The organism is Streptomyces sp. NPDC087215, assembly GCF_044744885.1.
Classification (GTDB): Bacteria; Actinomycetota; Actinomycetes; order Streptomycetales; family Streptomycetaceae; genus Streptomyces.
The window spans coordinates 58,514-78,816 of sequence record NZ_JBIUZD010000017.1 but is presented as its reverse complement, the minus strand read 5'-3'; the positions used below and the strand labels follow the sequence as shown (position 1 = coordinate 78,816).

Sequence of the window (20,303 nt, the reverse complement as noted above, 5' to 3'; positions counted from 1 at the left end):
AGGCGGGCGGGCCCGTGCGACGGAGTCGTCGCGGGCCTGGCCTGGCCGGGCCGGGGCGGAGGGGATGGGTGGGGGCGTCGGGAGCGGTCTTCGGCCTGGGGGCGGCCAGTTGCCGGGGGCGGCCTTCCTCCCGGGGCAACCGCCTGTCCGGGGCCGCTGTCTGCCCGGGGCGGGCAGGGCCGTGCGGCGGAGTCGGCCCGGGGCGGCGGGGTCGTCAGCGGGGGCGGGTCCCGGGGGCGAGGGACGGGCTCCGTCGCCCCCGGAGAGGGGAGTCCGTGCGGGGCAAGTGGCCCCAGGAGCAAGGCAGATGCCCTCGGCAGGTCGGTTCCCGGTAGTACAGGTCGGTTCCCGGTAGTAGAGGCGGGCTCCGCGCATCGGCCTTCGGGCGGACAGGGGATGCGACCCGAGCAGGACGCGCGGGGCCGCCGATGGCACCTACCGTGCCCGCATGACGCGACTCACCAGAGCGGCAGCCGCCGCACTCCTCGCCTGTTCCCTCGCCTTACCCGCCGGAGTGGCCACCGCGGCGGCCCCCGACCCCTCCGCAGTCTCCGCCACACAGCGCGCACGGGCCGCCGTGCTGCCCGCGCCGACCGGTCCGCACGCCGTCGGCAGCACCGTCCTGCCGCTGGTGGACCGCTCGCGCACCGACCCGTGGGTGCCCACCGCCGACGGCCGGGCGCTCATGGTCACCCTCCACTACCCGGCCGCCCGCCCCGGTGACGGCCGCCCCGCCCCGTACGCGCCCCGCGAGTCGGCTCGGCTGCACGCCGAGCAGCTCTGGCCCGGTGTCTCCGGAGACGTCCTGGCCCGGACGCGCACCCACAGCGCGACCGACGCCAGGCCCGCGCCCGGCCGCCGCCCCCTGGTCCTGCTCTCACCGGGCTTCAGCGTCTCCCGCTGGACCCTCACCCACCTCGCGGAGGACCTCGCCTCCCGCGGCTACGTCGTCGCCTCCGTGGACCACGCCTACGAGTCGTACGGCATGGGCCTGCCCGACGGCCGCACCCTCACCTGCGTCGCCTGCACGGCCCTCGACGGGGGCGGCGTGCACCCCGGTGTCGTCACCACCACCCGCGCCGCCGACATGCGGTACGTCCTCGACCGGCTCACCGGGCCCAAGCCCGTCTGGCGGTACTCCGGCCTGATCGACAAGAGCCGGATCGGCATGGCGGGCCACTCGATCGGCGGCGCGAGCGCGGCGACCGCGATGGTGGCCGACCGCCGCATCGACGCCGGGATCAACATGGACGGCGCCTTCTGGGAGGACCTTCCGGCGGAGGGCCTGAACGGGCGCCCGTTCATGCTCCTCGGCACCCACGACACCACCCATCTGCCCGGTGGCACCGACACCACCTGGGACCGGACCTGGGCCGCCCTCGACGGATGGAAGCGCTGGGTCACGGTGGCCGGGTCGGACCACGGCACCTTCTGCGACGCCCCCGTGCTCGCCGGCCACTTCGGTCTGCCCCAGCCCGAACTGCCCGTGGACCGGGCCGTCGCCGTCACCCGGACGTACGTCGCCGCTTTCTTCGACCAGCACCTGCGCGGACGTGACCGCCCGATCCTGGACGGACCGACCCCGGCGAACCCGGAGGTCCACTTCCAGCACCGCTGACCGGCCCGGGGCGGCGGCGCTCAGCCCCGGTACGGGGTGTTCGCCGCCGTCCAGTCGGCCAGGGCCCGCGCGCACTCGGCGACCGATTCGCGCCAGGTGCGCGCGGCACCGTCCCCGGCCTCGTCACTGACGTGCTTCACGATCCGCAGCGGCACCCCGGCGAGCGCGGCGGCCGCGGCGAGCGCGTACCCCTCCATGTCGACCAGGGGTGCCCGCTCGGCGAGCCGCGCGCGGGCGGCCTCGTCGGAGACGAACGTGTCACCGGTGGCCAGGACCACGTCACCGCCGTCCGGCAGCGTCAGCGGAGCCCCGTACGTCTCACCGGTCAGGGTGGCGAGCAGACCACCGTCGAGGTCGTGCTGCACGACCGTGCCGACCACGTGCGTCCCGGTCCAGCCGGACCGCAGCGCCCCGGCCGTCCCGAGGTTCACGATCCCCGACGGCCGGGGACCGCGCCCGAGGACGGTCGCCAGCGCGGTCGCCGCGTTCACCTTGCCCATGCCGGTCAGCAGCACCGGCAGGTCCGTGTCCAGGAACTGCGCCTCCTCCCTGACGGCGAGGACGAGCAGCGGACGGTCGACGGTGATCTCTCCCAGGAGTTCCATGGGGTCACGCTAGTTCGAGGGCCGGGCCGCCGTACAACCAGGTCCCACGCCGGAACCAGCCGCCCGGTCGGCGCCCCCGGCTCACGGGTGTTGCGGCACGGGCACGGCGTGACCAGCTCGAGGTCGAGCCGGTGGACCCGGCGGGCCGGTCCGCGATCCTCCGCGGCGCCGCGGAGGATCGGGCCGGAGCCGTTCGCACGGGCGTCGCCCATGACGAGGCCGACCGTACGCGGGCCGACCGCCTCCGCGTACCGGTCGGCGAACCCGCCGAGGGCCGTCCCGTAGTCGCTCCGCCCGTGCCGACCGGTCAGCTCCGCCTCCACGAGGGTGCGCGCCGAGACCCACCGGGGCACGGTGGTCCTGGAAGTCACCCAGGACCTCCAGGAGCAGACCCTCCCCTCGACGTCCTCCCCGCCCGTCCCGTCGACGAGGAGCACGGTCGGCCCCTCGGAACGGATCGCCGTGAGCAGCGGCCGGGGCGGCGGGAACCCCTCACCGAAGACGTCCGTACGGGTGTCCTCCCCGGACCCGCCGCGCCCGGCGGTGCTCCGGAGCGGCTGCTCGGCGTGGCTCCACGTCTCGCTCGCCCGGCTCGCGGCCCTCCGGCTCCCCCGGGCTCCGGCCCCCGCCAGGTCGTCGACGAGGTCCTGCGGCGCAGGGACGCGCACACGGCGGAGGACGACGTGGCCGTCCTCGCGGCCCGTGTCCGCGCCCGCCCCGCATCGTGACACCGCGTCACCCCCTGGCCCACGCAGAGCCCCGGGGAACCCCTCTCCGACCGGCGGGAACGCCCGGATTCGTGCCCCGGCGGGATTCTTTCCGCAGGACGCTTGTGCACGGCCCCGGCGCGCGTCACTCTCCTCGGTATGAACACGGCCAGACATGCCAGTGAACGTCTGATGAGCTGGCCCTCGCTGACCCCCGGCCGCGCCCATTGCGGCGCCGAGCTCGGACTGGGCACCGCGACGCACGAGATCGTCCACTTCCACGGAGAGCACGAGGCCGACGTGCACCTCACCCGCGCCATGGTCGCGAAACTTCGCCCGGCGCTCCTCGGGTCCAGCGCGGTCCGGCTCCGCGCCGGTTCAGGGTGGGTGACGGTCCGTCTGGACATGGGCTCGGACATCGACCTGCTCGCCACCCTGGTGAGCGCCGCCCTCCAGGCCAACGGGGTTCCCGACGTCGCCCCCGACGGCTGCACCCGCACCCGCCCGGTCCCGGGACTCCGCTGAGCCCGTGGACCCCGGGACCACGTCGGACGGGAGGCCATCGGCACCACCTCCGTGCAGCCTCCCGGCACCACCTCCGTGCAGCCTCCCGGCACCACCTCCGTGCAGCCTCCCGGCACCACCCCCGCGCAGCCTCCCGGCCACGCCCCCGCGCGGGCCGGACGGCAGTGCGCCCGCACCCGTTCGGCCGTATCCGGGAGGTGTCCCCCCGCCCGGCCGGGTAGCGAACCAGTCATGCCCTCCACACCGCCGCCGCACGACGGTGACCCCACCGAGGACGGTTCCTGGTTCCGGCGGCTCCACGCCCGTGTCGCCGCCTCGCCCGTCGGGCTCGCCTGGAACCGCGGCCGCGCCATCGAACTCATGCACCGCGCCATGGGTTTCGCCGCGCTCAGCCTGCTCACCCTCGTCCCCCTGCTCATCGTCGTCGCGGCGGCCGACCTCGCCAGCGGCCAGGGCTTCGCCCGCTGGCTCGTCCAGGGCCTCGGGGTCTCCGAGGTCTCGCAGGAGGAGGTCGAACGGCTCTTCGGCCAGCCGGGACAGGCCCTCCAGCGCACCACCGCCTTCGGACTCGCCGCCCTCGCCGCGTTCGGCGTCACCTTCGGCTCCGCGGTACAGACCGGATACGAACGGGTGTGGGACCTCCCCACCGCCCGCTGGCACACCATGTGGCGGCACGTCGTCTGGCTCGCCGTCCTGGTCGGCTCACTGCTCCTCTTCGTGGCCACCCCGGCGCCCGCCCGGTCCTCCGCCGGGATCACCGTCCTGGTCGCCCTCTCCGACCTCGCGGGCACCTTCGTCTTCTTCTGGTGGTCGCAGCGGTTCCTGCTCTGCGGCCGTATCCGCTGGCGCGCCCTCGCCCCCGGAGCGGCCCTCACCGCCCTCGGACTCCTCGGCCTGCGGATCTTCTCCCAGCTCGTCTTCTCGCCCCTCATCGCCTCCAACGCGGTGACGTACGGCCAGTTCGGCACCGTCCTCGTCCTCCAGTCCTGGCTGGTCGGCGTCGGCTTCGTGGTGTACGGGGGCGCCCTCGCCGGGCGCCTCGTCCACGAGGTGCTGCTCGACCGCAGGCTGGGCCGGGGCGGCCCGCCCCCCGGCTGACCGGGGCGGCGGGCCGCCCGCCCGGGACAGGAACCGTCACTGGTCCCGGCGCCGCACCGCGAGCACCGTCACCGCCGCACCGCACACCACCCACAGCGCGTACACCAGCCAGGCGCCCCCCGTCGACCACGGGAAGGGCTGCTCGAAGGGGCCAGGCGCCGCCAGCCGCTGCCAGGCCTTCAGCGGCGTCATGTGGGAGAGCGTCGCGGTGAGGTGCCGCCGCTCCCCGAGCGCCATCGGCAGGAACAGCAGCACGACCACCGCACCGACGACGGACACCGCGCCGCGCCGCAGCAGCGCCCCGAGCGCCATCCCGGCCATCGCGCACACCGGCGCGAGCAGCGCCGACGCCACCATCAGCCGCAGCGCCCCGGGGTGGGTCACCGGAAGTCCCGCGCCCCGCACCGACAGCACGGCCTGCGTCAGCCAGAACGACACCGCCGCGACCAGCGCCCCGAACAGCACCTGCGTCAGGGCCACCACCAGCACCTTCGCCGACATCAGGGCGCCGCGCGCCGGTACCGCCGCGAAGCTCGTACGGATCAGCCCGCTGCCGTACTCCCCGACCACCGCCATCGCTCCCACGGCGGCGGAGCAGAGGATCAGCACCGTCGACGCGTTCCCGGTGAAGGCGTCCCCGAGCGCCATCCCGTCGGCCACGAACGCCACCCGGCCCGACTCGTCGTACGCGTACCAGTACCGGTAGTGGTCCCACGCGGTCCCCAGGTTGAACGCCACCACCACCAGCGCCATCAGCAGCAGCGACCAGCCCGTGGACCGCAGCGACCACAGCTTCAGCCACTCCGACGCGACCAGGTCGCGGAAGCGGGCACGGGGCTCCACGAGGGGAGCGGACAGCGTGGTCATCGGGCGTCTCCCGCGAGATGGTCGGCGTGGCCGGCGGTCAGTTCCATGAACGCCTCCTCCAGGGAGGCGGTGTGCGAGGTCAGTTCGTCGAGCGGCAGCCGGTGCGCCAGGGCCAGTTCCCCGATCCGGGCGGCGCCCATTCCCGTCACCGTCAGGCGCCCGCCCTCCGTGGTCACCCCGGCCCCCTCCGCGAGCAGCACGGAGGTCAGGGCCGTGTGGTCGGGCGTGCCCACGGTCACCCGCGGGCGTCCGCCGCGCGCCGCGAACTCCACCAGGCCCTCCGCCGCGACGAGGGAGCCCCGGCCGATGACGACCAGTTCGTCCGCCGTGTGCTCCATCTCCGTCATGAGATGGCTGGAGACGAAGACCGTCCGGCCCTCCCCGGCCAGCCGCCGGAACAGCTCCCGCACCCACCGCACGCCCTCCGGGTCGAGCCCGTTGAGCGGCTCGTCGAACAGCAGCACCGGCGGATCGCCGAGCAGCGCCCCCGCGATCCCGAGCCGCTGCCGCATCCCCAGCGAGTAGCCGCCGATCCGGCGGCGCGCCACCGACGCCAGGCCGACCTCCTCCAGGAGCGCGTCGACCCGGGCGAGTGGGACGCGGTTGCTCCGCGCGAGGACCCCGAGATGGGCCCGCGCCGTCCGGCCGCCGTGCACGTCCGAGGCGTCGAGGAGCGCGCCGACGTGCCGCAGCCCGCGCGGCCGGTCCGCGAACGGCCGGCCGTCGACCGTCACCGACCCCCGGGTCGGCGCGTGCAGCCCCAGGACCATCCGGAGCGTGGTGCTCTTGCCCGAGCCGTTCGGCCCGAGGAAGCCCGTCACGCGCCCCGGCCGCACGGTGAACGTGAGCCCGTCCACGGCGGTCGTCCCGCCGTACTGCTTGGTGAGTTCCCTTGCTTCGATCATGTGCACCACCCTGGCGCCCGGCGCCCGTCGCGGGCATCGGACCGGTGCGGACAATCCACGGCCCCGCTGTCACCCCCGGGTGTACGACCGGGGGACGACGACCGGCCCGGGGCCCGCGCCCTACGATCACCGCATGTCCGCGACCACGTCCGTTCCGCTCCTGAGAAGGGTCACCCCCGGTGGGTGGGCCGCGACCGCCTGGCTCGCGGGGCTGCTCTTCACCGTCCTCCTCCGCGTCCGGCTGCCCGGCCAGGAGGAGGCCGACGTCATGGCGGGCGTGGTCATCCTGCGCTGGGACGGCATCACCATGCTGCTCCTCGCCACCGCCCTCGCGCTGTACGGAGCCCGGCTGCTGTCCCGCCGCCCGGCGGCGGCCCTGCGCCACCTCCTGGCGGCGGCGGTCGTCGGCAGCACCCCGCTCGGCGTCACCGCCATCCCGATGGCGCAGTACCTCGCCGTGGACGTCGCCCTCTACGTCATCGCCGCCGCCCGCCCGCCCCGCGAGGCCCGCCGGGCCCTGCTGCTCGCCCTCGGCGTCCTCGTCGCCCACCTCGCCGTCCGGCTCCTCGCCGGCTGGAGCGTCGGCACCACCGGAGCCCTGGCGGTCGCCCTCACCGCCGCCGTCGCCTGGCTGCTCGGCCGTTCCGAACAGCAGAACAGGGCGCACGCCGCACGCACCCGCGCCCAGACCGCCGCCCAGGCCGTCACCTCCGAACGGCTCCGCATCGCCCGCGAGATGCACGACACGGTCGCCCACAGCATGGGCATCGTCGCCCTCCAGGCGGGCGCCGCCCGGCGCGTCATCGACACCCGGCCCGAACAGGCCCGGCAGGCCCTCGCCGAGATCGAGACCGCGAGCCGCGAGACGCTCGCCGGACTGCGCCGGATGCTCGGCGCGCTCCGCACCGGGGAACCGGACGCCGCGGAGCCCCCCGACGCCGGACTGCCCGAGATGCCCGGCCTCGCCGCCCTCGACCGGCTCGCCGAGATCACCGCCGCCGCGGGCGTGCGCGTCGCCGTCCACCGGGTCGGGGCACCCGGCCCACTGCCCCAGGACATCGACCTCTCCGCCTTCCGCGTCGTCCAGGAGTCCGTCACCAACGTCGTACGGCACTCCGGCGCCGACTCCTGCACGGTCACCGTCGACCACCGGGACCCCGAAGCCCTGCTCCTCACCGTCGAGGACCGGGGCCGGGGCGCGGCTCCGGAACGGGCCCCCCACCACGACGGCACGGGCTACGGCCTCGTCGGCATGAGGGAGCGCGTCACACTGCTGTACGGAGAGTTCGACGCGGGCGCCCGCCCCGGCGGCGGATTCCGCGTCACCGCCCGCCTCCCCCTGCCCACAGGAGCCACCGCACCATGAGCGACACCACCGCCGGACGCCCCGTCCGGGTCGTCCTCGCCGACGACCAGCCCCTGGTGCGGACCGCACTGCGCATGGTCATCGCCGACCTCCCGGACCTGGTCGTCGCGGGCGAGGCGGCGAACGGCGCCGAGGCCGTCCGCCTCACCGAGGAGACCGGCGCCGACGTCGTCCTCATGGACCTGCGGATGCCCGGCACCGACGGCATCGAAGCCACCCGTCTCATCACCGGGGGCCCCACCGGCGCCCGGGTGATCGTCCTCACCACCTTCGACGACGACGAGCACGTCCACGGCGCCCTCCACGCGGGCGCGTCCGGGTTCCTCGTCAAGGACATGGCCCTCGACGACATCCTGGCCGCCGTCCGCGTCGTCGCCTCCGGGGACGCGCTCATCGCCCCCAGCGTGACCCGCCGCCTCATCAAGGAGTTCACCGGCCGCCCCAGGAACCCCCCGGTCACCCCCCGCCGGACCACCGAGGGCATCACCGACCGCGAGCGCCAGGTCCTCACCCTCGTCGGACGGGGCCTGTCCAACACCGAGGTCGCCGCCGCGCTCCACATCAGCGTCGCCACCGCCAAGACCTATGTGACCCGGCTCCTCGCCAAACTCGACGCCCGCGACCGCGTCCACCTCGTGATCATCGCGTACGAGGCGGGGCTGGTCTCCGCCGACCGCCCCGACGGCGAAGGGGAGCACGCCCACGGGAGTGATCACACGATCCGGTGATCCCCCGGGGACCGTCCGGACGCCGGGCCCCGGACGGCTTGGATGGGTACGAACCCACCCACGCGTCCAAGGAGAGCCGTCCCATGACGAACACCTGGCTGCCGCCCGGCGAGTACGTAGCGACCCTGCCGAGAGCGACGGCCTACGCCTGTCTCTACTTCACCGACACCCGGGGCCGCCCCTTCCAGCTCCGGGCCACCTACCGCACCGAGACCTGGCAGTGGCCCGGCGGCAACATGGACCCGGGGGAGACCCCCTGGGAGACGGCGGTGCGCGAGTGCCACGAGGAGACCGGGATCACCTTCACCGGCGAACCCCGGCTCCTCGCCACCCACTTCGTCACCGACCGGGGCGAGGAGTGGCCCGCGAACCACATCGGTTTCATCTTCGACGGCGGCGAACTGACGGACGAACAGATCGCCGCCGTCGTCCTCGACCCCGACGAGCACAGCGAATACAGCCTGCGCACCCTCGACGCGTGGGCGCGGGAGATGCCACCGCACGAGTTCAGCCGCCTCGCGGACATCGACCGGGCCCGCAGGACCGGCACCCCGGTGTACCTGGAGACCGGCCCGGACGAGGACTGACCCCCACCTCCCGCACGAGGGCGGGGGCCGCCCCGCGCGGCCCCCGCCCCCGCCGGAACCCCGCCGGACCGCCGGGTGGCCGAACGACCCGGCCCCGCGCCCCGGGGGACCACCGCCCGATGCGGTGGAAGGCCCCCAGGCGCTGGAGCGCGACGGCCGACCCGTGGGCGGGCCTCGGCATCGGCGCCGTCGGTGTGGCCGCCCTCACCTCCGTACGGCGCCCCGGGGACCTGCCGCTCGCCGCGCTGCCCCTCCTCGGCGCCCACCGGATCGTCCAGGCCGCCGTCCGGCACGCCGACGGAGGACGGGCCCCGCCACCCCCGCCCGGCCGTGATCGGCCTCCCCCTGCTGCCCCTGTGGGTACCGCTCGGCGTGCTCACCGCGACCCGCCCCGCCGACCGCCGACGCCCGCTTGCCGCCGGAAATCCTGAACCTCCGGCCTCCTCGCCCACCTCGCCACCCACCCCGTCTCGGCCGAGATCCGCAGCCCCACCAGCGGCTACGCCGTCGGCCCGCCCCTCGTGCCGCCCGTGACCGGCTCCTGCGGCTCCTCGGCCTGGTCACCGGGGCCGGAGCGGTGCTCTGCGCGGTCCTGCGGCGCACCGCGTTCCTCTCCACGTGGTGCGCCCCGGCGGCCGTCGCCCCGGTCCTGCCGCTCGTACGGATCCGCACCGGACCCGTAACCCCTCGGCCGTTCAGCAGTTGACCCGGTCATGAAGAAGCGCAGTATGCTCGCCATCGCCTCCCTCGCCGCAGGCGTCGTCACCGCCCTCATCACCCCGCCGCCGCACGCGAGCGCCGCCGAGAGCCCGCTGGGCGGCGCCACCGGCCTCCTCCGGGAGGACGGCGTCGGCCCCGTGCTCCACGACCTCGTCGAAGGCGCCGAGGGAGTCCTCCAGAACGAGGAGCCCGGCGGGCTGATCTGACCCGAGCCGTACCGCGTCCGGTGCCCCGCGCCCCCTGAGGGCGGCGGGGCACCGGCACGTCGTGACCTGGGAGGAGGCGCCCCGGTGCGGGGCGTGCGCCGGTAATGACAGGATGTCCCCATGACCAATAACGTGTACTTCGACATCACCATCAACGACGAGCCGGCGGGCCGGATCGTCTTCCAGCTGTTCGACGACGTCGTCCCGAAGACGGCGCAGAACTTCCGTGAGCTCGCCACCGGCGAGCACGGCTTCGGCTACGCCGGTTCCCCGTTCCACCGCGTCATCCCGCAGTTCATGCTCCAGGGCGGCGACTTCACCCGTGGCAACGGCACCGGCGGCAAGAGCATCTACGGCGAGAAGTTCGCCGACGAGAACTTCAAGCTGAAGCACGACCGCCCGTACCTGCTCTCGATGGCCAACGCCGGCCCGAACTCGAACGGCTCGCAGTTCTTCGTCACCACCGTCGTGACCGACTGGCTCGACGGCAAGCACGTCGTCTTCGGCGAGGTCGTCGAGGGCCAGGACCTGGTCAGGAAGATCGAGGGCCTCGGCTCCCGCTCCGGCGCCACCAGCGCCTCCATCAAGGTCGCCGAGTCCGGCGTCGTGAAGGTCTGACCCCCTTCCGAAGCTGACCGGAGGGCGCCCCGCGCCCTCCCGCGGAACCGCCCGGCCGGGGCGGGGGAAGACCCTCGCCCCGCCGCACCGGGCATCCCCTGTACGAACGTCGCTACCGGACACTCCCTGGGCGGTCTGCGGACGGAGGCGCCGCCTCCGCCGGAACACATGCGGAGCCCACCGCCCGCCTCCGGCAGGAACCGCTTCGGCCGGGACCCTCCACCACCGCGCTCAGGCTCCCCACCGGGACACCGGACGCACTGCCCGTACCCGCTCCACCGGACGGTCCCGTACGGCCCCGGCCTCCGCACCGCCTTCTCAGGCCCTGCGGTGAGGCACACGAGGGAGCCCGGATACGGCTCCCACCGGCCGCGCGGCCAGGAACGCGGCACCAGTCGTCGCACACCCGCCGCCACGGACCCGCCCGTCACGCCCCTTCGCCGCCGCGGGCCGTCCCCGATTCCCCGGACCGGTGGCCTCGCCCCGGCGGTCGTGAGCGACCGCACCGGCGGACGTCCGACCCGCTCGGCGGCTCCCTGCACCAGGAACAGGCCGTCTCTCCGCCGACGGGCGCGCGAGCGCCCGCCGGACTCGCCCACCCGCCGTGGGCCGCGCACCCGCCGTGGGTGGCGGACCGGCCGTCTCCCGGTGGGCCCGCCGGAGGGGACTCTCAGCTCTCCCCGCCCTCCCCGTACCGCCGCTCGAACTTGGCGATCCGGCCCTCCGAGTCCACGGTCCGGGCCTTGCCCGTGTAGAAGGGATGGCTCTCGGAGGAGATCTCCACGTCGATCACCGGATACGACTGCCCGTCGTCCCACTCGATGGTCCGGTCGCTGGTCGCCGTGGACCGGGTCAGAAAGGCGTACCCGGCCGAGCGGTCACGGAAGACCACCGGGCCGTACTCGGGCTGCTTGTCCTGCTGCACGTGTCCTCCTCGGGCTCCCGCCCAGACTCGGCCGGCCGGATCGGCACGGCACCCCCAGCCTCCCCGCGCCGCCCTCCGCCGACCAGCGCCACGGGCCCGACCGGGTGAACGGCGGCGGAGCGAGGGCCGCCCCCTCGGGCGGCGCGCCCGCACGCGACGGCCACCGCACGGGGGCCAGGCGCCGGGGAGCCGACACCCACGTGACCCGCACGGACACCGCCGGGGCAAGGCCACGACACGGCTGCCCTCCGCCGTGCGCCCCGGCGCCCCCTGGACCGCGAACCACTCGCGTGCCTCGACCGGCCCGGCGGTCTCCTCACGGCGCTGGAGGAGCCCCACCGGTCGGCCCCTGGCCCTCCAGGGATGGTCCGATGCCCTGACGGAACCCCGGTGAACCGACGCTCGGCCCCCGCGCGCCACTCCGGGCCCGGACGCCTGTGGTCGGGGGCGACGGCTCCACCGGCGGACGCCTACCTCCGCTCCGGCCACCGGGCCGCGAGCAGCAGGGCGATGTCGTCCGGGCGGGCCGTGGTCTGCCGGGCCTCCCGGATCAGCCGGTCGGCGGCCTCCGCGAGGGGGAGGGAGCCCGCCGCGGACAGGGCCTGCCGCAGGGCCTCGATCCCGTCGTCGATGTCCTCGCCCGGCCGCTCCACCAGCCCGTCCGTGAACAGCGCGAGGATCGCGCCGGGCGCCAGCCGCAGCCGCGTCACCGGATAGGAGGCGCGCCCGTCGATCCCCAGCACCATCCCGCCCGCGAGCTCCACCAGTTCCGCAGTGCCGTCCGGCCGGGTCATGAGCGGGTGCGGATGCCCCGCACGCACCGCCCGCAGTTCCCCCGACTCCGGGTCGAGGAGGACGTAGCAGCAGCTTGCGAACTGCCCCGGGTCCAGGTCGATGAGCAGCCGGTTCGTCCCCCGCATCACGTCCTGCGGCCGGTGCCCGGCCAGCGCGAAGGCCCGGACCGCGCTGCGCAGCTGGCCCATCGTGGCCGCCGCCGCCACCCCGTGGCCCTGGACGTCGCCGATCACGAGGGCGAGCCGTCCCTGCCCGGTCTCGATCACGTCGTACCAGTCGCCGCCGACCTCCATCCCCTGGGTCCCCGGCAGATACCGGCCCACCGTCTCCACCCCCTCCCGCTCCGGCAGCCGGTGCGGGAGCAGCGCGTCCTGGAGCCCGCGGGCCACCGCCGACTCGGTCTCGTACCGCTGTGCCCGCTCCAGGGCCTGCGCGATGAGGCCCGCCAGTGCCGTCAGCACCGTCCGTTCCTCCGGGGTGAACCCGCGCGGCCGGTCGAAGCCCAGGATGCAGGAGCCCACCGGCCGTCCCGAGGCGATCAGCGGCAGGAACGCCCGCGCCCCCGTCTGCGCGTCCAGCGGAAGGTCCGGATAGGTCCGGCCGAGCCGTTCCATCGACTCGAAGAACAGCGGACGGCCCGTCGTGAGCGTTTCCACCCCCGGCACCCGGGCGTCCAGCGCGACCCCGTCGAAGGGCTCGAGGAACCCCGGCGGGAAACCCGTCTCCCACGCCAGGTACAGCCGCCGGTCGCTCAGCAGGTAGATGGCCAGCTGCCGCCCGCCGAACGCCGGCAGCAGCTCCTCCGTCACCACCGACGACACCTGACGGGCCGTGACCGCCTCGGAGAGCGCGATGGCCAGCGCCACCGGCCGGTACAGCGCGGTGATCCGATCGTCGGAGGGGACGATGCCGTCCGCCCCCGCGGGGTCCGGGGCCAACGCCCCGGGCAGGGCTTCCTGAGCCCCGTCCACCGGGCCGTCCTCCGGGACCAGCACCATCGTCACCCCGTCCCGCCCCGGGTACAGCGACACCGAGAGCCACCGGCCCCGCTCGGGGCGGGCCAGGAACCGCACCGGCTCCTCGGAGAGGAGCGCCGCACGCAACTGCTCCTCGTGGAACGGGAGGCCGAACCAGGGCAGCACCTCCCAGAGGGTCCGCCCCGCGAGCACCGCGCGCGGCCGGCCGAGGAGCCGCTCCGTGCGCTCGTTGAGGTACGTGACGCGGCCCAGACGGTCGATCGCCAGGATCGCCCTGGGCAGCCGGTCGGTCGCGTCGGAACCGACCAGACCGGTGCCGAGGTCCACGAGCGTGCACGTCAGGTGTGCCGCCCCGGCACCGGGACCGCCCGGCGGGCCGCCCGTACCGCCGTCGGGAGCCACCGGGGGCGTCCGGGCCCCGGTGACTCCCGACGGGCCTGAAGCCCGGCCGGACCCGTCCGCGTCCGCCGCCGTGCCCGGCCCTCCGTCCCGGGCGGGCGACTCCCGGCGCGCCCGGGTGGAGACCTCCAGGAGGTGCAGGCCGCCGTCCGGGCCCTTCAGCCGTATCCGGCGCACCGCCGGTCTGCCGTCCGGACCCGTCGCCTGCCGGGCCGCCGCCCACAGGGCGTACCCGTCCTCCGGTTCGAGCAGCGACGTCAGGTCCTCGATCGAACAGGGCGAAGCCATCTCCGCGCCGAGGATGCGCAGCAGCCCGGGGTCCATCGTCACCGTGCCCGCGCCCACGTCCCAGTCGAAGGAGCCGAAGCGGACCGGTGGCGCGCCCGCCGTGGACCGCTGGACGCAGACCGGGTCGGCCGACCACTCGACCGTCGTGCCCCGCCGGGCCAGACCGGACAGGGCCTCACCGAGGTGGAGCGCCCGGCGGGTCATCCGGGCGCGGTCCCGGGCGGAGACCGGGACACCGGGGCTCGGAGGGCGCAGCGCGGCCAGCACCCCGAAGCGTTCACGGCCCGCGACGACCGGCGCGTACAGCGAGGAGAACGGGAAGGGCAGGTTCGCCACCAGCTGGGGGAAGCGCCGCATGGCCTCCTCGACGTCGGCGAGGTGCACGGACTGGCCCGAGCGGTGCACCTCGGCGACCGGGAACGGCCGGTTGGCGTGCATCCGCCACCACGGTCGGAACACCGGTCCCGGAAGCCCCACGAGAACCGCGAGCCGCAGCAGTCCCGGCGTACCGGAGCGCAGGTACACTCCGCCCGCGTATCCGCCGACCTCCTCCACGGTCCGCAGTACGGCTTCCGTGAGGGTCCAGGTCAGGGGACCGGGAGCGGGCCCGCCGGCAGCCCTGTCCCCGGACGTACGTCCGGGGCCGCCCGCCGGTCCGGTGCCGGACGCGCCGTGGGTGGTCACACAGCCAGGATGCGCCCGACCGGAACGGCCCCGCATCCCGGCGGGGCTCCCCGGGAGCGGCCCTGTTGACCGCGTGCCGCAGTCCGGTCACACTCGGTGCTCGACCGCCGTCGCCCCGGTACGGCACGGTCCCCCTCTCCGACCAGGGAGCACGATGACGGGCCAGGTTCTTCCGTACGACGTCCACGGCACCGGTCCGCGCAGGGCCCTCGTCCTGCACAACTGGTTCGGCGACCGCACCAGCTTCGCCCCGCTGCGGGCCCGGCTGGACGCGGACGCGGGCACCTACGCCTTCGTCGACTGCCGGGGCTACGGCGAGGCCCGTGACCGCACCGGCGCCTTCACCATGGAGGAGGTCGCCGCCGACGCCCTCGCCGTCGCCGACGACCTCGGCTGGGACGACTTCTCCGTCATCGGGCACTCGATGGGCGGCAAGGCGGCGCAGCTGATGCTCCTCGACGCCCCCGCGCGCGTCCGCTCGATCGTCGGCATCTCGCCCGTCTCCGCCGCCGGGTTCCCCCTCGACGACGAGACCTGGGAACTGTTCGCGGGCGCCGCCGGGGAACCGGCCAACCGGCGGGCCATCATCGACAACACCACCGGCGGGCGCCGCGACCCCGCCTGGCTGGACGCCCTCGTGGAACGGTCCGTCAGCCGCTCCTCCGCCACCGCCTTCCGCGCCTATCTGGACTCCTGGTCCCGCGTCGACTTCCACGAGCGGGTCCGCGACAACCCCACCCCGGTCCTGCTCGTCGTCGGTGCCCACGACCCGGCCCTCGGCCGCCAGGCGATGGAGTCCACCTGGCTGCGCTGGTACCCCAAGGCGCGCCTCGAAGTCCTCGCGGACGCCGGTCACTACGCTCCGGAGGAGACCCCCGGACCCCTCGCCGAGGCCGTCGAGGCGTTCCTCGCCGACTGACGGGACCTTCGCCGCGCCACCCGGGACCTCCGTCCCGGGTGCCGCTCCGGCCGCCGGGTAGCCGACGGGTACCAGGGTGCGCGAGCGCACCGGCGGAGCAGCGGAAGGGCTGAGGACGATGACGGAACAGACCGCGGGCACACGGCACGAGGGCGGCGACGGCCGGGACCGGGGCCCCGTACTGGTCGGGGTGGACGGTTCAGCGTCCGCGCTGCACGCGGTGGAGACCGCGGCCGGGGAGGCCCGCTCGCGCGGGGCGCGCCTGGCCGTCGTGCACGCCTTCACCTGGCCCCTGCTCCCCGTCCCCCTCGGCCCCTCCCCGTACGGCCCGCCCGGCGGCGGCCTCCGGCAGCAGGCCCAGGAGATCCTCGACACGGCCGTCGCCCGCGCCCGCGCGTGTGCCCCGGACGTCGAGGTGACCGGGGAGATCATCGAGGGCGAACCCCTCACGGTCCTGGCCGCCCGGTCCCGCTCCGCCGCCCTCGTGGTCGTCGGCAGCCGGGGCGTCGGCGCGTTCACCGGACTGCTCCTCGGCTCGGTCGCGGTCCACCTCGCCGCGCACGCCGGGTGCCCGGTCCTCGTCGTCCGGGGCCGCGAGGGCCCCAGCGGACCGGTGCTGCTGGCCGTCGACGGCTCCCCGGACTCCCGGGCCGCCGTCGACTTCGCGTTCGAGACGGCACGGGCCCGTGGCGCGGAAGTCCTCGCGGTGCACGCCTGGGCGCCGAGGACGGGTCCCGGCGACCTCACCCCTCTCTTCCAGGGCGAGGAGGTGATCAGGGACGAGGAACAGCGGGTCCTCGACCAGGCCCTCGCGGCGGCCGGGGAGCGCTGGCCCGAGGTGTCCGTGGAGCGGCGGCTCGTGCGGGGCCGGACCCGGTCGGTGCTGCTCGCGGAGAGTGCCGGAGCCCAGGTGGTGGTGCTGGGGGCCCGGGGGCGCGGCGGGTTCGCGGGCCTGCTCCTCGGCTCGGTCAGCCAGGCGATGCTGCACCACGCGCAGAGCCCGGTCGTGGTGGTCCGGGGCGCGGCGGGAGAAGCCGGAGCGGCCTGAGGCGACCGGGGCCGGATTCCCCCGGCGGGACCCGCTTCCCACCGGGAGCGGTGCCTACCCTGGAGGGAGGAGACACGGGTGGGCACGCTCCGCCCGGGGCCGCGCGGCTGGAAGGGCGGCGGACGATGTTCTTCGGCGATCGTACGGACGCGGGGCGGCAGCTCGCCGCCCGTCTGGACCACCTCAAGGGCCGGGACGTCCTGGTGCTGGGCCTGCCGCGCGGGGGAGTCCCGGTCGCGGCGGAGGTCGCCGACGCTCTCGGTGCCCCGCTCGACGTCTGTCTCGTCCGGAAGCTGGGCGTGCCACGGCAGCCGGAGCTGGCGATGGGCGCGCTCGGCGAGGGCGGCGTACGCGTGCTCAACGAGCGGGTGCTGCGGGACGCCGGGGTGACGGAGCGGGAACTCGCGGCCGTGGAGGAGCGTGAGCTGCGGGAACTGGAGCGGCGGGGCCGCCGCTACCGGGGGAGCGGGCCTCCCGAACCGCTCGGGGGCCGGACGGTCCTGGTCGTCGACGACGGGCTCGCCACCGGGGCCACCGCCCTCGCGGCCTGCCGGGTGGTACGGGCCGGGGGCGCCGCCCGGATCGTCCTCGCGGTCCCGGTCGCCCCGCGCGACTGGACGGCCCGGCTGGGCGGCGAGGCCGACGAGACGGTGAGCGTCCGCACACCGGACCCGTTCTTCGCGATCGGACGGTTCTACCGGGACTTCTCGCAGACCCCGGACACCGAGGTGATCGCGTGCCTGGAGCGGAACCGGGCCGCGCGGGGGCGGGCGGCCAGGGGCGCGGACGGTCGGACGGTCCGGGACGCGGACGCTGCGGCGGCCGTTCCGGGCGGGGGCGGGCCCGTGGCGCGGGACGTCCGCGTCCCGTTCCCCGGCGGCGAGCTGCCAGGACGGCTCGTGGTGCCCGAGGGCGCCACCGGCGTCGTGCTCTTCGCCCACGGCAGCGGCAGCGGCAGGCACAGCCCCCGCAACCGCGCCGTCGCGGCGGCGCTGAACCGGGCCGGGCTCGGCACGCTCCTGTTCGACCTGCTCACCGAGGCCGAGGCGGCCGACCGGGCGCTGGTCTTCGACGCGCCGCTGCTCGCCGGGCGGCTGGCCGGGGCCACGGAGTGGCTGGCAGGGGACCCGGCGGGCGCCGGACTGCCGCTCGGGTACTTCGGGGCGAGCACCGGGGCCGCCGCCGCGCTGTGGGCGGCGGGCGATCCCGCCTCCCGGGTGGCCGCCGTCGTCTCGCGGGGCGGTCGGCCGGACCTCGCCGCGAGACGGCTGGGACTGGTGCGCGCCCCGACGCTGCTGGTCGTGGGCGGCCGTGACGCACGGGTCGTCGAGCTGAACCGGCGGGCCCGGTCGCTGCTGCGCTGCGAGAACGGGCTCGCCCTGGTGCCGGGCGCCGGTCACCTCTTCGAGGAGCCGGGCGCCCTGGAGGAGGTGGCCGAGCTCGCCACCTCCTGGTTCACCGGGCACCTGCGGGATCAGTAGGCCCCGTTGACGTTGTCGATGGAGCCGTAGCGGTCGGCCGCGTAGTTGCAGGCGGCGGTGATGTTGGCGACCGGGTCGTACAGGTCCACGGGAGTGCCCGGCACGTGGTAGGCGAGGAAGGTCGGCTCGATGACCTGGAGCAGCCCCTTGGAGGGCGTGCCCGCCACCGCGTTGGAGTCCCAGAGGTTGATGGCCCGGGGGTTGCCGGAGGACTCGCGCATCACATTGCGGAGGATGCCGTCGTACGAGCCGGGGATGCCGTGCCGGGCCATGACGTCCAGGGACTCCCGGATCCAGCCGTCGAGGTTGTCGGTGTACTGGACGGCGGCGATCGGGACGGCCTTCAGGGCGACGGTGGCGGCGGAGGAGACCGCCCCGGTGGCGGAGGCGCCGGTGCCGGTGGCCACGGCGGGGACGGCCCGGCTCTCGGAACGGTTCGCCCGTTCGGCGGAGTCGGACGCCTTCCGCGCCTGTGCGGGGGCGGCCTTCGCGGAAATCCGATGAATCGTCAGTTCAAGGCCGGGGTGAATGAGTGACGGATTGTCACCCACGGCGTTCTTGTTGATCCGGTAAAGGTCTTCCCAGCCGCCCTGAATTCCCTTCTTCTGGGCGATGAGGGAAAGGGAGTCACCGCTGACGACCGTGTAGGTGCGGGCGGCGGCGGGGGCGGCCGGGGCCTTCGCGGGGGCGGCGGGGGCGGCTGCCGGGGCGGCGACGGCGGTGCGGGCGACGGTTTCCTGGACTCCGGAAACGGGCGCGGCACCGGCCATGGCGGGGGCGATCAGGGGCAGGGCCAGGGCGGCTCCACCTGTGCTGATCAGCGCCCAGCCACGGGAGACGGAGCGGCGGGGGCGGCGGTGCTTGCTCTGTGCGGGCATGGCGGATTCCTCTCCGGCGCCTGCGGGGTGAGCTGTCGGGTTCGGACGGGAGATGTCCGGCCGCGCGCACGCGGCTGCACCCCGAGCCGCCCCGGATTCCCGGGTCGGCGTATTCGTGGGTCCCCCGCTCCTGCCGTCGGGTGAAAAGGGGAAGTATTTCGAACGGTGGCAGGATTCGGCGATCCGCTCGAATGCAGGTGACCGTAGGGCAGCCATACGGTGCGGAACAAGAGGATCAGTGCGGAGAAATGCGGAAAGGATCACGGAATTCTGATTGTTCAAGATCGAACGCGGCCGGGGCGGGCGGGGAATTCCTTGCCCGGTACGGGCCCTGAGCCCTCGGCCTCCCGGTTCACCGCAAGGAGAGTGAGTCGCGTCACGCGGAAGCGGATGTCCCGATATGGTGCTTAGTTCCGTTAATAGGGAAGTGCGACATAAGGACTAGTCGCCACGACGGGCATTCAATGTCAAAAGTCGCAAAACGGGCATTTGACATGAAAGATGAGGGTGATCCCGACCGAGGAGCCCCCGGATGCCACCCACCGCCCCCCAGCTCAGCCCCGACGACCTCGACCGCGAGGCCGCCGCCCTCCATGACAGCGACGCCTGGCAGCGGATTGTCGAGGAGTGGACCGCCGCCGTGCCCGCCGCGACCCCTTCCGCTTCTCCGGCCCTGACCCCGACGGCGTCCCCGATCCCGATCCCGACCCTGACCGTGTCCCCGGCCCCGGCCCCGGCCCCGGCCCCGGCCCCGGCCCCGGCCCCGGCCCCGGCCGTGTCCCCGGCCCCGCTTCCGCTGGCGCCCGTGCCCGGCCCGCCGCCCGCTCGCGTGCCCGTCCTCGCGCCCCCGCCCGCACCCGGCGAGGACGCGGACCCCGAGGCGTGGCGGCGGCTGCTCACCGTCCCGGTGGACCGGCTCGTCGCCGACGCGCTCGGCACCCTGCCCCCGCCCCCGCCCGTCGAGCGCCGCCTCCCCGGTCGGATCGGAGCCGTCCTCCCCGACCGGCTGCACGCCTGGCGCCGGATCGGCAGCCCGGAGCTGCGCCCCTCGGTCCACCTCGGCTACGCCCGCCTCGTCCTGACGGAGTGGGGCTGGCAGAACACCCCGTACCGGCTGCGTGACGCCCGGGGTGCCCGGTGCGTGTGCGGCGCCCTGCTCGCCGCCCACCGCCTGGGATACGGCGGCGGGGCGACCATGAACGAGGCGGCGGCCTGGATCATGACCGAACTGCGCTCGCGCGGATGGCACGAGCTGATCGGGCCGTGGAACCGGGCCCCCGGCCGCACGGCGGGCGACGCGGTGGCCCTGCTCGACGCCACGATCCGCCGCGCCGCGCTCGCCGGGCGCTGAGCCGCCCC

At 75.3% G+C, this 20,303-nt stretch carries 20 protein-coding genes and 1 riboswitch; of the genes, 14 read left to right on the top strand and 6 right to left on the bottom strand.

The genetic code is table 11. The features are described from left to right. Positions 1-448 precede the first annotated feature (448 nt). Positions 449-1,618 (top strand): alpha/beta hydrolase family protein, encoded by a 1,170-nt coding sequence (locus ACIO92_RS30175; protein ID WP_401240487.1) that lies wholly within the window; start codon positions 449-451, stop codon positions 1,616-1,618. 20 nt (positions 1,619-1,638) lie between these two features. Here ACIO92_RS30175 and ACIO92_RS30170 read toward each other — a convergent pair whose 3' ends face one another. Next, on the bottom strand, positions 1,639-2,223 hold the full coding sequence (locus ACIO92_RS30170; RefSeq protein WP_366443660.1) for a nucleosidase: 585 nt from the start codon (positions 2,221-2,223) through the stop codon (positions 1,639-1,641). An 866-nt stretch (positions 2,224-3,089) separates the two neighbouring features. Between ACIO92_RS30170 and ACIO92_RS30165 the strand changes: the two genes are divergently transcribed. Together ACIO92_RS30165 and ACIO92_RS30160 are read left to right on the top strand one after the other, a co-directional pair. Beyond that, the gene (locus tag ACIO92_RS30165) at positions 3,090-3,455 is read left to right on the top strand and encodes a luciferase family protein (protein WP_366443661.1); all 366 of its coding nucleotides are present in this window, start codon (positions 3,090-3,092) and stop codon (positions 3,453-3,455) included. A 231-nt stretch (positions 3,456-3,686) separates the two neighbouring features. After that, positions 3,687-4,553 (top strand): YhjD/YihY/BrkB family envelope integrity protein, encoded by an 867-nt coding sequence (locus tag ACIO92_RS30160; protein ID WP_366443662.1) that lies wholly within the window; start codon positions 3,687-3,689, stop codon positions 4,551-4,553. Between the two features lie 36 nt (positions 4,554-4,589). Here the strand turns inward: ACIO92_RS30160 and ACIO92_RS30155 are convergent, their stop codons facing one another. After that, the gene (locus ACIO92_RS30155) at positions 4,590-5,420 is read right to left on the bottom strand and encodes an ABC transporter permease (RefSeq protein ID WP_366443663.1); all 831 of its coding nucleotides are present in this window, start codon (positions 5,418-5,420) and stop codon (positions 4,590-4,592) included. Next, entirely contained in the window at positions 5,417-6,325 is a 909-nt protein-coding gene (locus ACIO92_RS30150; protein WP_401240493.1) for an ABC transporter ATP-binding protein, read from the bottom strand. The genes ACIO92_RS30155 and ACIO92_RS30150 overlap by 4 nt, the downstream gene beginning before the upstream one ends. A 133-nt stretch (positions 6,326-6,458) precedes the next feature. On the opposite strand from ACIO92_RS30150, the gene ACIO92_RS30145 reads away from it, so the two are divergent. The 7 genes from ACIO92_RS30145 (at position 6,459) to ACIO92_RS30115 (ending at position 10,550) form a co-directional block, all read left to right on the top strand. Further along, positions 6,459-7,691: a sensor histidine kinase gene (locus ACIO92_RS30145; protein ID WP_401240496.1), complete on the top strand. Its 1,233-nt coding sequence runs from the start codon at positions 6,459-6,461 to the stop codon at positions 7,689-7,691. Beyond that, positions 7,688-8,419, top strand: a complete 732-nt coding sequence (locus ACIO92_RS30140; protein ID WP_402060072.1) for a response regulator — start codon at positions 7,688-7,690, stop codon at positions 8,417-8,419. Before ACIO92_RS30145 ends, ACIO92_RS30140 begins: the two co-directional genes overlap by 4 nt. Positions 8,420-8,502: 83 nt before the next feature. Further along, positions 8,503-9,006 (top strand): NUDIX hydrolase, encoded by a 504-nt coding sequence (locus ACIO92_RS30135; RefSeq protein WP_366443667.1) that lies wholly within the window; start codon positions 8,503-8,505, stop codon positions 9,004-9,006. A 119-nt stretch (positions 9,007-9,125) separates the two neighbouring features. Beyond that, positions 9,126-9,437 (top strand): DUF6629 family protein, encoded by a 312-nt coding sequence (locus tag ACIO92_RS30130; protein WP_402283586.1) that lies wholly within the window; start codon positions 9,126-9,128, stop codon positions 9,435-9,437. Positions 9,438-9,583: 146 nt separating this feature from the next. Continuing rightward, positions 9,584-9,712, top strand: coding sequence for a hypothetical protein (locus ACIO92_RS30125; protein ID WP_366443669.1), 129 nt, complete (start codon positions 9,584-9,586; stop codon positions 9,710-9,712). Positions 9,713-9,719: 7 nt separating this feature from the next. Then, positions 9,720-9,932, top strand: coding sequence for a hypothetical protein (locus tag ACIO92_RS30120; protein WP_366443670.1), 213 nt, complete (start codon positions 9,720-9,722; stop codon positions 9,930-9,932). Positions 9,933-10,052: 120 nt separating this feature from the next. Then, positions 10,053-10,550, top strand: coding sequence for a peptidylprolyl isomerase (locus ACIO92_RS30115; protein ID WP_366443671.1), 498 nt, complete (start codon positions 10,053-10,055; stop codon positions 10,548-10,550). A gap of 670 nt (positions 10,551-11,220) precedes the next feature. On the opposite strand, the gene ACIO92_RS30110 is transcribed toward ACIO92_RS30115, so the two are convergent. Together ACIO92_RS30110 and ACIO92_RS30105 are read right to left on the bottom strand one after the other, a co-directional pair. Next, entirely contained in the window at positions 11,221-11,475 is a 255-nt protein-coding gene (locus ACIO92_RS30110) for a type B 50S ribosomal protein L31 (RefSeq protein ID WP_351788214.1), read from the bottom strand. A 470-nt stretch (positions 11,476-11,945) separates the two neighbouring features. Beyond that, the gene (locus ACIO92_RS30105) at positions 11,946-14,618 is read right to left on the bottom strand and encodes a SpoIIE family protein phosphatase (RefSeq protein ID WP_366443672.1); all 2,673 of its coding nucleotides are present in this window, start codon (positions 14,616-14,618) and stop codon (positions 11,946-11,948) included. A gap of 154 nt (positions 14,619-14,772) precedes the next feature. On the opposite strand from ACIO92_RS30105, the gene ACIO92_RS30100 reads away from it, so the two are divergent. The 3 genes from ACIO92_RS30100 (at position 14,773) to ACIO92_RS30090 (ending at position 18,066) form a co-directional block, all read left to right on the top strand. After that, positions 14,773-15,537 (top strand): alpha/beta hydrolase, encoded by a 765-nt coding sequence (locus ACIO92_RS30100; RefSeq protein WP_366443673.1) that lies wholly within the window; start codon positions 14,773-14,775, stop codon positions 15,535-15,537. Between the two features lie 118 nt (positions 15,538-15,655). Then, positions 15,656-16,585 carry a universal stress protein gene (locus ACIO92_RS30095; RefSeq protein WP_402060082.1) on the top strand — a complete coding sequence of 310 codons (930 nt, stop codon included), beginning with the start codon at positions 15,656-15,658 and terminating at the stop codon, positions 16,583-16,585. 125 nt (positions 16,586-16,710) lie between these two features. Next, entirely contained in the window at positions 16,711-18,066 is a 1,356-nt protein-coding gene (locus ACIO92_RS30090) for a phosphoribosyltransferase family protein (protein WP_366443675.1), read from the top strand. Here ACIO92_RS30090 and ACIO92_RS30085 read toward each other — a convergent pair. Beyond that, the gene (locus ACIO92_RS30085) at positions 18,060-18,944 is read right to left on the bottom strand and encodes a LysM peptidoglycan-binding domain-containing protein (RefSeq protein ID WP_366443676.1); all 885 of its coding nucleotides are present in this window, start codon (positions 18,942-18,944) and stop codon (positions 18,060-18,062) included. The two genes, ACIO92_RS30090 and ACIO92_RS30085, sit on opposite strands and share 7 nt — an antisense overlap. Before the next feature lie 4 nt (positions 18,945-18,948). Then, positions 18,949-19,135, bottom strand: a riboswitch (cyclic di-AMP (ydaO/yuaA leader). Positions 19,136-19,476: 341 nt separating this feature from the next. On the opposite strand from ACIO92_RS30085, the gene ACIO92_RS30080 reads away from it, so the two are divergent. After that, on the top strand, positions 19,477-20,295 hold the full coding sequence (locus ACIO92_RS30080) for a hypothetical protein (protein ID WP_402283590.1): 819 nt from the start codon (positions 19,477-19,479) through the stop codon (positions 20,293-20,295). Positions 20,296-20,303: the final 8 nt, after the last annotated feature.